Genomic DNA, 12,902 nt, shown 5'->3' on the forward strand with positions numbered 1-12,902 from the left:
GTTTTCAGTTTCAACGGTTTTGAAAGAGTCACGATCATGATCACACTGTCCAAGTCCCGCATTGCCGCCGCCTGTGTCGCGCTGGCCGCCTGCATGCCGCTGCAAGGCCACGCCGGCCTGCTCGACGACGATGAAGCGCGCAAGGCCATCATCGACCTGCGCGCCAAGGTCGAGAGCATGGCGCGCGAGCTCAACGCCCGCATCGACACCAAGTCCGACCGCAGCAGCGCGCTCGACATGGTGAACCAGCAGGAACAGACCCTGTCCGAAATTGCGAAATTGCGCGGCCAGGTGGAAGTGCTGAGCAATGAACTGGCCAATGCCCAGAAGCGCCAGAAAGACATGTACTCCGACCTCGACGAGCGCATGCGCAAGCTCGAGCCGCGCCAGGTCACCATCGACGGACGCGAAGCGGCGGTCGATCCGAACGAGCAGCGCGCCTACGATGCGGCCATGGTCATGTTCAAGGGCGGCGACTACAAGAGCGCGGCGGCGGCGCTGGGCGAGTTCGTGCGCCGCTATCCAGCCTCGGGCTATGCGGCCAATGCGCAGTACTGGCTGGGCAATGCCCACTTCGCGCAGCGCGACTTCAAGGGCGCGATCGCGGCCCAGGAAGTGGTGGTCAGCCAGTACCGCGACAGCGCCAAGGCGCCGGATGCCATCCTCAACATCGCGAGCAGCTATACCGAGTTGAAGGATATTAAGAATGCCAAGAAGGCATTGAAGGAACTGGTACTCAAGTATCCGGACTCGAGCGCGGCGCAAGCGGCCAAAGACCGGCTGGCGGTGCTCAAGTAGGCGCTTGATGTAACACTGCGGTAAAAAATGTATGCAGGGGCATTTGACAGAAGCACGGATGCCACCTATAATCTTGCTTCTTCGGGTCGTTAGCTCAGCTGGTAGAGCAGCGGACTTTTAATCCGTTGGTCGCAGGTTCGAATCCCGCACGGCCTACCACGAATACAGCAGTAAACAAATGAAGCAGTTACGAGCGATCGTAACTGCTTTTTTGTTTTGGGCGCATCGATGTTGATCGGCCTGCACCCTGCTCCCGACAGTGACGACAAAAAGTCGCGCTTCACGTAAAATTGTTGGTTAAATCCCCGGCATACTGGGCCAGATTGTCGTGTTCGATAGACCTTGGAATAGGATGCGCCTTGGAAAAACGAGACTACCCACCAATTCTCAAAGCCGGCATTCACGCGATGACGCTCGACCAGATCCGGGAAACATTTGTCGCGCCTCTTCCAGAAGCCACTCCACGGCTGCGCATGTTCTCGCTGTTCGATCAATGGGTTGTTCGCCTTCGCCAATTGAACGTGACGGGGACGTTGTGGTTGGATGGGTCGTTCGTTACACGCAAGCCAAATCCGAACGATCTCGACTGCGTTCTGTGGCATCCATCGTTTGCCGGTCCCGTTTCGGAAGAGAGTAAAATCGAAGTGCGCAGCATGATCGACCGTGCGTCGGCCAAGGCAGTGTTTTGTATCGACCTGTACATCGCCTTGCCCCTTCCCACTGAAAAGATGGCGGCCGAAGCATACTGGCGCGGGTTGTTTGGCTTCCAGCACGACGGCAAAAGCGCAAAGGGATTTGTAGAATTGAAGATATGAGCACCGATTTCCTTGAACAGCATGCCAGGCAATTGCAGCGCGAGGCACGGCAAACAGCCGAGCGCAGCGCAGTCGCGCCTGACGATTTCTGGCTGCACGCAGCGGCCGATAATCAACAGCAGGCAGCCCGCGAGGCTTTGCGGCAATTGGAACTTGAGTATGCCCGCGAAAGCGGCGAGCTGCTCGACATGCGTTTTTCAGGCCCGAGAGCCAATGGGTCTATCTCCCTCGATGCGTTTTTAAAGATCGCGGACCCACTGAACAAGGCATGGAAAGCGGCGGCTTTCCGACTTCGTCATGGCGTGGTCGAGGGGCGGATCGGCCAAGGCATCGGCGCGACGCTGAATCTGAAGCTGGCTGGCATAGCGCAAGGGTCGACACACATACTTCTTACTGGAAATGGGTCCGAAGACCTATCAGGAGAGAGCTTGTTCCGGGAAACGTTGACGCAGACCTTCCGACTGCTTTCTTCGAACAACGACGACTTCTACGATGCAGTTGACGCAATGGGCGGACGTGCAGCCCAATATGTCGGTGAGGCGCTGAAGGCAATCGATGCCGCGGGACTCTCTGCGCAATTTACGTGGCAAACCAAGGACGCGCTGCGTTGTTGGAATGGGTCGCACGATGAGGTTTTAAGAATACGCGCTCTTTTGGCCGGTGTCTCCGACTCCGCGACGTATGAGGAAACGATCTCCGGCACCGTCGCAGGCATCTTCGATAATGGACGACTCGATATCCGCACCGAAGCTGGCAAGGTCCGGATTCGATTTCCGCTCGATATGATTCCATTAGTCCAAAGATTTCAAATCGCAGCTCAGGCAGACATCCGGGTACAGACTACACGATTTTCGGACCCAGTATCACGACGGGATGTCGTCAAATATCAAATGCTTCCGACTGAAAAGATAGACTAAGCTCAGTACGCGACCACAAAAAAACCAACATCGATGGGGAGCTTTTCGATGCAGAAAGAAATCGGCATCGACGCATGCTACTGTAAAAGTTGATGCCCCATTCTTGCCTTAACCGGCCGCATGCGGCAAGCTGGCGCGATGAACAATACATCAACTCGATTCGCGTTTGACAATGGTAGCCGCATGCTCGGCAGTCAGAAAAAAACGGCTTTTCATTCAGTCTCCCTGACCGGCACGAACGCCCTGTCGTCGTCATGATGCGCACATTCCACTACGGCGCCTGTGAAAGCCAGGTTGGCGATCTCTACATCCCCGAACCGAGCATGCCGGCAGTCGTCTGCCTCCTGCACGGTGGTTTCTGGCGCATGCCGTATGGGCGCGAGGAGATGTCCGCCATCGCTGCCGATCTTGTTTCGCGCGGCTTTGCTGTGTGGAATATTGAATACCGCCGCATCGGCAGCCCGGGCGGCGGTTGGCCCGGTACGCTCGAGGACATTGCGGCGGCCATCGATCACCTCGCCACACTCGCCGCCGATGAGGCCGGCCTGGATCTTCGCCGCGTTGCCGTCGTCGGGCATTCCGCTGGCGGCCACCTGGCGCTGTGCGCCTCCGCACAACGGGCTGAGGCAGATGGAAGGTTTGCGCCACACAAAGTCTTCCCGACGGCAGTTGCCGGACTGGCAGCCGTGGTCGACGTGCACGCAACGTTCACCCTCAAGTCCGGAAACAATGCGGTGAGCGCGCTGCTCGGAGGATCTCCAAGCGAGCACCCGATCCGTTACGCGCAAGCATCGCCACTCGCCCTGCTCCCTCTGCAGGTGCGACAGTTGATTCTCCATGGCACAGAAGATGACGCATTGCCAGTCGAACAGTCCCGTGAGTATGTGAAAGCCGCCCGGCACGCCGGTGACAGCGTGGACTATGTCGAACTACCCGGCATGGGCCATATGGAATACCTCGATCCGGCAAGCGAAGCGCACGATGCGCTATGCAAGTGGCTCGATATTGTGCTCGCCAGCGCGGACCCCGGCCGGGCCACGAACATCAGCTAGTACGACGGCCGATGACGGCCAGGTCGATCGGTGCCAGGGTTGATAGCCCTGGCAAAGAACATACAGCAACGTCAGGCCAGCGCCCCGATGCGCCCACGCCGAACAACATCGTCCGCCCGAGACCGCTCAAGTCCAAATTGTCGGCGGCACTTGCGCTAGCGCAAAACAAACAGGCTGGCGAATATCCATTTTGCTACTTTCATGCTTCCTCGATGGGCGCGGATTGCAAGGCCAGCTGCCGCCTGTCGCGCTGCCGGCATGCACCGCCGGCGGTGACGCGCACCGGCTCACCCGCCGCGCTGCGAGGTGTACCAAATTAACCCGGCTCGCCCTTGCTTAATCCTGATCAACAAGCTGCGTGTCGGAGAAACTTACACTGGACTACTGAGTTGACTCTTGGAAACAGATTCCCGCACCACGCAGGCGGGCCTTCCGCCCCGGCATCGCTTGGCGGCTACTCCGCAGGATCAGGACATGCATCCGACACCGAACCACCCTCTTCGCCCCGCGCTGGCCGCCGTGTTCGCTACTGCGCTGGCCAGCACGGCCCCGTTAGCCGTGGCCGAGCCCGACCACCATCAAGACCTGAATGCGCTGCCGATCGAGCAACTGCTGAATCTGGAAATCATCACCGCCTCCAAGTTCGCGCAGAAAATCAGCGAAGCGCCTTCGTCGGTGTCGGTGATCACCGCGGAAGATATCCGCCGCTTCGGCTATCGCTCCCTGGCCGACATCCTGCGCAGCGTGCGCGGGGTCTATGTGACGGACGACCGCAACTACAGCTACGTCGGCACGCGCGGCTCCGGCCGCCCTGGCGACTTCAACACCCGCCTGCTGATCCTGGTCGATGGCCGCCGCCTCAACGACATGGTGTTCGACCAGGGCGCCGTCGGCACCGAGTTTCCCATCGATGTCAGCCTGGTCGAACGGGTCGAATTCGTGCCCGGACCGGGATCGGCCATGTATGGCAGCAGCGCGTTTTTCGGTGTCGTCAACGTCCTCACCAAGACCGGCGCCACGCACCAGGGCACCACGGTCAGCGCCAGCGCCGCCAGCGCCGGCACGCGCAAGGCGCGCCTGGCAAGCGGCTTTGCGCGCGCCAATGGCATCGACCTGCTGCTGGGCGCTTCCTGGCTGGAGCGCAAGGGAAGCGACCAGTATTTCCCCGAATACGACGACGCGGCCCACAACTTCGGCGTGGCGCGCAACCTCGACCATGACGGCTACAAGCGCGCCTTCGCCAAGCTGTCATGGGGAAGCGTCGCGGCCAGCGCGTATCTGGGCCGGCGCACCAGGGGCATCTCGACCGCGTCCTACGGCCAGCAGTTCAACGATCCGCGCAGCCGCACCGTCGACGAATACGCCTCCGCCAGCGCCTCCTGGCAGGCGGCGCTGAGCCCGACCCTGGAAGTGCATGCCGGCGTCAACCTGCACAGGTACCGCTACCAGGGCACCTATATCTACGTGCCCGACAGCGCAACCGTCAACATCGACGCGGCCGAGAGCCGTACCGTGGCGTCCGAAGTACGCCTGCTGAGCACGGCATTTCGGAACCACAAGATCATCGCCGGCGCCGAGTACGCCAGCGACGGCAAACGCATGCTGAGCAACCACGACCTGGATCCCTACACCTTTTCCCTGCTCAGCGACAGTCCCAAAAAACGCGCCGGCGTGTACCTGCAGGACGAGTTCCGGCTGGGCGAACGGGTGATCCTCAATGCCGGACTGCGCCACGACCACGATGATGAAGGTGGCGGGGTGAGCAATCCGCGCATCGCCCTGATCGTCAAGGCCGCCGCGCATACCACGCTCAAGGCACTGTACGGCACCGCCTACCGTTCCCCGAATGCCTACGAGCGCTACTACGCCACGAACACAGGTTTCAAACTCAATCCCGCCCTCAGGCCCGAGCACATCAAAACCTATGAACTGATCGGCGAGTACTTCCCATCAGAAAATTTCAGGGCCAGCGCCTCGGTCTTCCAGTACCGCTTCACCGACCTGATCGCCCTCGCCACCGATCCGCTCGACAGCAAGCTGGTCCAGTCGAACATCGATTCGGCCCGTTCCAAAGGCGCCGAGTTCGAGGCGGAATGGCTGCGCGATGACGGCAGTTCGCTCAAAACCAGCGTCAGCCTGCAGTACGTGCACAACGGCGCCAACGGCGAATGGCTGAGCAACTCGCCGCGCCAGCTGTTCAAGCTCAACTACGCCAAGCCGCTCCGGCGCGATACCCTGCGCGCCGCGCTCGAGTACCAGTTCACCAGCCGCCGCCGCACCGCGGCGGACGGCCACATCGGCGGGTTCGGCCTGTTCAACGTCACCGTCCTGGGCCACCCCATGGGCAAGCACCTGGAGCTGTCCGCCAGCATCTACAACCTGCTCGACAAGCACTACGCCGATTCCGCCAGCGAAGAGCACTACGACAGCAGCAGCCCGGCCCGCCATCTGAACGCCATCGGCCAGGATGGACGCAGTTGGCGCCTGCAGGCGAGCTACACCTTCTGATATGCGCCTGCGCCCCGCTTCCCTCCGCGCCGCGTGGCTGGCCGGCATAGCGCGCCGGCGGCATTGCTGCGCCCTTGCCGTCGCCTTGCTGCTGCCCGCTTCCGCCCAGACTCAGGCCCCGGCTGCTGCTGAATACGCGGCGAAAGCGGCATTCATCTACAACTTCGCCTTGTTCAGCACGTTTCCGAATGCCCAGGCCAAGCTGATCAGGCTATGCGTTCTCGGGCGCGATCCGTTCGGCAATCTGCTCGCCAGCCTGGAGGGCAAGCCGCTGGGCGAAGCGAAGATGACGATCGCCTACCCACGTTCCGGCCACGACGCGCTCAAGCAGTGCCAGATCGTGTTCATCAGCGCCTCCGAAACCGACAGCGTGGCCCTGCTGGCGCAATCGGCGCGCCAGGAAGGCGTGCTCACGGTCTCCGACGCGAAAGGGGCGGCGCGCATGGGCATCATGGTCGAACTGGACGTCGAGGACAAGCGCATCGCCTTCGAGTTCAACGCCGAGGCGGCCCGCGCCGCCAATATCGCGCTCAGTTCCAAAGTGCTGCGCCTCGCGCGCGCGGTCTATTGAACCAACGAAACGGACCCATCATGAAACGCCCCTGGCCTCGCCGCCGCAGCCGCACACAAACCCTGAGCACCAAGCTTAAGTGGGCAAACCTGGTCACCAGCGGGACCGTCATCCTGCTCTCCACCCTGTTCCTGCTCGGAATCCAGACCTATTTCTTCACGGCGGCCCTGGTGCGCCAGACCCAGGCGCAAGCGGCGATGGGCAGCGAAAACATGTCGGCCGCCATGCTCTTCGGCGACCGGCACGCCGCCAGCGATATCCTGGCCGCCCTGCGCGTGGTGTCGGATGTGCAGTCGGCCGTGGTCTACGACAACGCCAACAAGCGCTTCGCCAGCTACCTGCGCGACGCCGGGGCGGCCCCGGTCGCGCTGCGGCACGACAGCGGCAGCGGCTACGCCCTGTCGTACCGCCACGTCACCGTGGTCGAGCCGCTGATGGTCAAGCGCCAGCGGCTCGGCACCCTCATCGTGCAAAGTTCGCTGGACAACGTCTATCGCCAGCTCGCGTTTTACCTTGCGCTCACCATTCCCCTCATGCTCGCGGTACTGGCCATCGCCCATCTGGTGCTGTCGCGCCTGCAGCGTTTCATTACCGATCCCCTGCGCGCGCTGTCGGAAACGAGCGCCCAGATCTCGCGCCTGGGCGACTACGCGATCCGCGCCGAGGTCAGCTCGCTGGCCGATATCGGCACGCTCTCGACAGCGTTCAACACCATGCTCGACCGCATCCAGAAGCGCGAGAGCGAACTCGAGGCCGAGATTGCCGAGCGCAAACGGGTCGAGGTCAAGCTCGACCGCCTGGCCCACTTCGACAATGTGACCCAGCTGCACAATCGCCACTTCTTCAACGACCGGCTCGAAGCCGTCATCGCCCGCGCCCAGCGCTGCCGCGAGCGCGCCGTGGTGATGTTCATCGACCTCGACAACTTCAAGACCGTCAACGACACGCTGGGGCACGATATCGGCGACGAACTGCTGCGCCTGGTCTCGCGCAGCCTCACCGAAACCGTGCGCCCCGGCGACGCCATTGCCCGCATCGGCGGCGACGAGTTCGCCATCATCCTGGAAAACGTCCACCAGATCGGCGACGCCTCGATGGTCGCCGAAAAGTGCCTGCTGCGCATTGCCCAGCCAATCGCCATTTCGGGCCACGAAATTCACATCAGCGCCAGCATCGGCATCAGCGTGTATCCGGACGATGCATTGACGATGCACGAGTTGCTCAAATACGCCGACAGCGCCATGTACTATGCGAAAAACAGCGGCAAGAATGCCTACCGGCTGTTCACGCACAGCATGCAGGAAGATGCGCGCAAGCGCTTCACGCTCGACAACAACCTGCGCCGCGCGCTCGAACGCAAGGAATTCGTGCTGCACTACCAGCCCCAGATCGACCTGCGCAGCGGCGCCATCTGCGGCGCCGAGGCTCTGATCCGCTGGATCCATCCGGAACTTGGCCTGATCAGCCCGGCCGACTTCATCCCGGTGGCCGAAGATACCGGCATGATCGTGGCGATCGGCGAATGGGTGCTGCGCGAAGCCTGCCACGAACTGCGCAGGTGGCATGACGCTGGCCACGGCGTGCGGATGTCGATCAACCTGTCGGGGCGCCAGCTGAGCGAGGAAGGGCTGGTTGCCTCGGTGCTGGCGATCGTCGACGACAGCGGGATCGACGCGCGCTGGCTGGAACTGGAGCTGACCGAAAGCATGCTGATGGACGCCTCGGCCAGCGTGATCGACAAACTGCATACGCTCAAGCGCGCCGGCATCGCGCTGGCGATCGACGATTTCGGCACCGGCTACTCTTCCATGAGCTACCTCAAGACATTTCCGGTCAGCGCGCTGAAGATCGACCGCAGCTTCGTGCGCGACCTGCCGCACAGCACCGAAGACGCCGCCATCACGAAGGCCATCATTGCCATTGCCCGGAGCTTGAAAATGGAAACGGTTGCGGAGGGTATTGAAACGCTGGAGCAAGGCGAATTCTTGCGCGCAAGCGGGTGCGACAAGGCGCAGGGCTATCACTACGGCAAGCCGATGCCGGCGGCGCAGATGCGCGAATTGCTCATGCGCCGCGAGCAGGAGACGGCCGAGCCGGCCCTGCCGTGCGACGCGTGACGGACGGTGGCCGCCCCCCGCCTGCGCCGTGGCGGCCAGCGTCGTCAGCGCGCGGGCATCGGCATCAGCGCGTTGCTGAACATCGATAAGCCTGCGCGCATGGTGGACCGTAATAAAGCCAGTTCCTCTTCAGACCACGCGGGACAATAGACCGCTTCGTCCTCTGGCCTGAGCACGCTGTTGGCCGTGTCGCCACTCACGTCCATGTCATTTCCAGCCCTATTAAAAATTGCATACATCTTTAGGAAATGCATATACATGTATGTACATTTTAGCTGATAGCATCCATTTCTTTTCATTTCAATAACACAAGTGTGCCCATGTCGTGGCCTGCTTGCCAACCATCCGGAGCTACACCAGCCATGACCGAATTCCCCGTTTTCGACGCGTCGATCCGTCTGTTTCCCGCACGGCGCATGGCCGCCCTGGCCGCCTCGCTTGCCCTTCCATTGGCCCTGATGGCAACGAGCGCCAGCGCCGCCAATTGCAGCGCCCCCGTGTACAACGGCGGTTTGTATAACGTCGTCAACGCCGCGTCCGGTAAAGTGCTCGACGTCGTCGCCGGCTCGACCCAGGGCGCGGCCGAAGTCCAGCAGTGGGGTTCCGGAAACAGCGCCAACCAGCAATTCTATCTGCGCGACGCCGGTAACGGTTACTGGACCATGCAAGCCAAGCACAGCGGCCTGCTGCTCGACGTGCTGAACCTGTCCGCCAACGATGGCGCCAGGATCATCCAATGGAACGCCACCGGCGCCCACAACCAGCAATGGCTGCTCAAAAAGTCGACCAGCGGCGGCTACAACGTCGTCGCGCGCCACTCGGGCAAGTCGCTCACCGTGGGCGACAGCAACAGCGGCTCGCGCGTCTACCAGGCGACTGACACCGCCGGCGGCCAGCAGCGCTGGTTCTTCAACCCGACCAACGGTTCCTGCGGCGGCCCGGCGCCGGACGGCTTCGCGGCCCAGAGCGGCACCGACGGCTTGAGCACCACCACCGGTGGCGGCAACACCGCCCCCATTACCGTGACCTCGTGCAGCGCCCTGTCCAGCGCCCTGACGTCGAAATCCGCCGCGGTGATCCAGATTCCGGCCGGCACCACCATCGATTGCCGCACCGCCGTGCGTTCGGAAAGCACCTGCGCGGTCGCCTGCCCCACTTACCAGGATCCGGGCAAGTACACCTACCGCGTTCCGGTCGGCACGCAGACCTGCAAGGAACTCGGCTCGACCAACGAAACGCGCTACATGCGCCCGCGCGATGAAAGCAGTATCTGGGTCGGTTCCAACAAGACCCTGGTCGGCCTGAACAAGGATGCGCGCATCATCGGTGCCTCGTTCATCGTGCGCGACGCCAAGAACATCATCATCCGCAACCTGGCCATCGACAACATCAACCCCGGCCTGGTCGAAGCGGGCGACGGCATCACCATCACCAAGTCGAGCCACGTATGGATCGACCATGTGCGCTTCAACAAGATCAGCGACGGCCACGTCGACATCCAGGACAGCAAGAACATCACCCTCAGCTGGAACCGCTTTGACGGCACCAACGAGGCTGTCTGCGGCAACCAGCACCACTACACCAACGCGTTCAGCAACTCGCAGGTGACCTTGCACCATAACTTCTGGAACAAGACCTCGGGCCGCAATCCGAAGCTCATGGGCGCGGCATCCCGCACTCACCTGTACAACAACTACTGGCTCGACGTGCCCTACTTCGCCATCGCCGCCGATGACCTTGCGCAAGTAAAAGTGGAAGGAAACTTCTTTGCCAACACGGCCAGGCCGCACTGGAACGGCAGCAACGGGCTGATCGATGCCAACATCGCCTCGAACCGCTACACCGGCAAGTCGGAAACCGATGTGGAGAAGGATACCGGCGCCAAGGTGTTCAGCGACACCGTGCTGTTCCCGTACAAGCTCGACAACGTCGACAACCTGCCGGCCGCGCTGACCAGCGGCACCGGCGCACGCTGATCCGCAGTCCGGCTGGCGTGGCCGGGGCGCTCGTGATACCGTTGCCGCTGTTGCCGGCAACGGCATCGACCAAGGACCCCGATTGCACCAGCGCTCGTCATTCATCCCCGCCGACAAACACGACCTGGACGCCGTGCGGGCCGCCATCGCTGCCGGCTGGCCCGCCATCGCCCCGGTCGTGCCTGATCTGCTGGTATGGATGCAAGACCTCAACTGGCCGGTGGCGAAAGAGCTCGCGCCCTTGCTCGTCAGCCTGGGCGCGCCGCTCGCGCCCGCCATCAGGCAGATTCTCGATGGCGACGACGGCATCTGGAAACATCACCTGATTTTCCGCGTGGTGGTGCGCTCGCCTGCCCTGCTGCAGGCGCTGGCCGCCGACCTGCACCGGCTCGCCGCCGACCCAAGCGCGTCGGACCGCGCCGAAGAAGTCGACGTGGAAGCGCGCGAAGCCCTGCTGCTCCTGTAGCGGCGGCACCGCCGGTGCGCCATGCGTGCGGCCGGCAGCCCAGATTGCACGTGACAGGAGCCGCCGCGCCCGTCATACTTCTTTCCGAACCAATAAGATTGCCCGTGCAGCAGCCGTATTTACCGAACAAAACACAGACGCTCCTCTGCGCGGGAATGCGATTTTCCCAACATAAAGCACAGACGCAACAATGACGACGAACTGGTCACTTTTTCACAAATACGCCGGCACCAAGCCACGACAGTTTGTCGAGGTACGCGACCTCGGCACGGCAGTCTGGAGCGCCACCGGCATGGCCGAAACCTGGGGCACCGACACACTCGACGAACTGGCCAGCCCGGCCGCCGCCCAGGCGCGCTACGCGGCCCTGTGCGCCGACGCCGTGGCCGCCGGCTTCACGCTCACGCGCCAGGCCAATGTCGACCTGAACCGGCTCGATGCCGCCCTGCTGGCCAGCGAGATCCGCGACGGCGCCCGCAACGCCTTCAACGCCATGCGCGCGGCCCATCCGGACCAGACGCTCAACGCCTTCGCCCTGATCAGCGACGACAGCGCCATGACGATCGTCCCGCTTGCCAACAGCGTGGAGGCGCTCAGCGAGGACGGCGGCGGCGACGATATCCTGTGGAATCCGTCGGAATGGTCGTTCTTCGAGGAAGGCGCCTGGCTCGACATCGCCTACCGCATGATCCTGCCCTACCACCGAGATCTTCCCAACGAGGTCGACATCGACGCACTGCGCGCATGGGTGTTCGGCGCCTGCAGCGCGGCATTGCAGCAACTGGCCGACGAAGGCCTGTTCGGCGGCGCCGCCCAGCGCGATGCCGTGGCGCTGATGTTCCACGTCACCGATGGCGACGGCGACGACGACGTCATCGAAGAACTCAACACGCCGGCATCGTTCCGGCGTTACGCGGCCTGGCGCGCCACCTGGGACAAGCGCTAAAGCCGCCTGAGCCCCGAAGCGCGGCATAAGGCCGTCCAGCAAGCGATCACAGAGGAAAAAATATCTACCGCGCCAGCACCCGGCCGGTCACGCTGGCGCTGCGCGCGCCCGGAACGGACGGATCGTAGTCGAAGCGGCAGGATTGCACGTAATCGATCGCTTCGGCCACCAGCGCGTCCGGCTGGCTGCCGGCCTCGGCGGCGATGCGCCATGGCACGCCGCCCGCGCCCACCATAAAGCGCAACAGCACCCCGCTGGCGCTGGTCGGCGCCGCGTCGAACGGAGCGAAGCGCGCAAAGCGCGGCGAATCCAGGCAACTGCCTGCGCGCAGAACCGGCGTGACGCCGGCCTCGCCATCGAGCTTCCAGTTGAACTGCATGGGATACGGTCCGGCGCGCTGCGCCGCGTCCAGGCCCGGCTTGAAGCGGCAGGCGGCGATCCCGGCCAGGGCGGCGTCGTCGAGCATTTTCCAGCCGCTCGTGCGCAGTAGGCGCGGCTGCACCACGGCGCCGTCCGGCCCGATCGCAAACGACAGCGTGGTGCTGCCCTGCAGGTCGTACAGCAGCGCTTCGCGCGGCCAGGCCGGCGCCGGGCAGGCGCCAGCTCCCGCCAGCAAATGGCTGGGAAACGCCGGCACGGCCGCAGCCGGAGACGGCGCGGGCTTGTCCGGCACCTGCGCCACCGACGCGGCGGCAGCGGCGATGCACACGCCAATGACTACTTTTCTGTTCAAATC

The 12,902-nt window shown here is 63.0% G+C and carries 12 protein-coding genes and 1 tRNA gene; 11 read left to right on the forward strand and 2 right to left on the reverse strand.

The window, feature by feature from the left end:
• Positions 1-36 precede the first annotated feature (36 nt).
• The 8 genes from ybgF to CR152_RS30695 all read left to right on the forward strand — a co-directional run bounded on the left by ybgF (position 37) and on the right by CR152_RS30695 (position 8,778).
• The gene (gene ybgF, locus CR152_RS30660; RefSeq protein WP_099881331.1) at positions 37-798 is read left to right on the forward strand and encodes a tol-pal system protein YbgF; all 762 of its coding nucleotides are present in this window, start codon (positions 37-39) and stop codon (positions 796-798) included.
• A gap of 83 nt (positions 799-881) precedes the next feature.
• Positions 882-957, forward strand: a tRNA-Lys gene (locus CR152_RS30665).
• Positions 958-1,157: 200 nt separating this feature from the next.
• Complete coding sequence (locus CR152_RS30670) at positions 1,158-1,613, forward strand: DUF6932 family protein (RefSeq protein WP_157778849.1); 456 nt, start codon at positions 1,158-1,160, stop codon at positions 1,611-1,613.
• Positions 1,610-2,530 carry a hypothetical protein gene (locus tag CR152_RS30675; protein WP_099881335.1) on the forward strand — a complete coding sequence of 307 codons (921 nt, stop codon included), beginning with the start codon at positions 1,610-1,612 and terminating at the stop codon, positions 2,528-2,530. Before CR152_RS30670 ends, CR152_RS30675 begins: the two co-directional genes overlap by 4 nt.
• Positions 2,531-2,784: 254 nt before the next feature.
• Complete coding sequence (locus CR152_RS30680) at positions 2,785-3,582, forward strand: alpha/beta hydrolase family protein (RefSeq protein WP_099881337.1); 798 nt, start codon at positions 2,785-2,787, stop codon at positions 3,580-3,582.
• Positions 3,583-4,056: 474 nt separating this feature from the next.
• Positions 4,057-6,090 (forward strand): TonB-dependent receptor plug domain-containing protein, encoded by a 2,034-nt coding sequence (locus CR152_RS30685; RefSeq protein ID WP_099881339.1) that lies wholly within the window; start codon positions 4,057-4,059, stop codon positions 6,088-6,090.
• Position 6,091: 1 nt separating this feature from the next.
• Positions 6,092-6,661, forward strand: coding sequence for a YfiR family protein (locus CR152_RS30690; protein ID WP_099881341.1), 570 nt, complete (start codon positions 6,092-6,094; stop codon positions 6,659-6,661).
• A gap of 20 nt (positions 6,662-6,681) precedes the next feature.
• Complete coding sequence (locus tag CR152_RS30695) at positions 6,682-8,778, forward strand: putative bifunctional diguanylate cyclase/phosphodiesterase (protein ID WP_099881343.1); 2,097 nt, start codon at positions 6,682-6,684, stop codon at positions 8,776-8,778.
• 44 nt (positions 8,779-8,822) lie between these two features.
• Here the strand turns inward: CR152_RS30695 and CR152_RS30700 are convergent, their stop codons facing one another.
• Positions 8,823-8,984, reverse strand: a complete 162-nt coding sequence (locus CR152_RS30700) for a hypothetical protein (RefSeq protein ID WP_157778850.1) — start codon at positions 8,982-8,984, stop codon at positions 8,823-8,825.
• Positions 8,985-9,140: 156 nt separating this feature from the next.
• Here CR152_RS30700 and CR152_RS30705 point away from each other — a divergent pair, with 156 nt between their 5' ends.
• The 3 genes from CR152_RS30705 (at position 9,141) to CR152_RS30715 (ending at position 12,166) form a co-directional block, all read left to right on the forward strand.
• On the forward strand, positions 9,141-10,754 hold the full coding sequence (locus CR152_RS30705) for an RICIN domain-containing protein (RefSeq protein ID WP_099881347.1): 1,614 nt from the start codon (positions 9,141-9,143) through the stop codon (positions 10,752-10,754).
• A gap of 82 nt (positions 10,755-10,836) precedes the next feature.
• Positions 10,837-11,220 (forward strand): DUF5071 domain-containing protein, encoded by a 384-nt coding sequence (locus CR152_RS30710; protein ID WP_157778851.1) that lies wholly within the window; start codon positions 10,837-10,839, stop codon positions 11,218-11,220.
• Positions 11,221-11,410: 190 nt separating this feature from the next.
• A complete protein-coding gene (locus tag CR152_RS30715) occupies positions 11,411-12,166 on the forward strand; it encodes a DUF4303 domain-containing protein (protein WP_099881351.1) in 756 nt (251 codons plus the stop codon).
• 64 nt (positions 12,167-12,230) lie between these two features.
• On the opposite strand, the gene CR152_RS30720 is transcribed toward CR152_RS30715, so the two are convergent.
• Complete coding sequence (locus tag CR152_RS30720) at positions 12,231-12,899, reverse strand: energy transducer TonB (RefSeq protein ID WP_157778852.1); 669 nt, start codon at positions 12,897-12,899, stop codon at positions 12,231-12,233.
• Positions 12,900-12,902 lie beyond the last annotated feature (3 nt).

The organism is Massilia violaceinigra, assembly GCF_002752675.1.
GTDB lineage: Bacteria > Pseudomonadota > Gammaproteobacteria > Burkholderiales > Burkholderiaceae_D > Telluria_A > Telluria_A violaceinigra.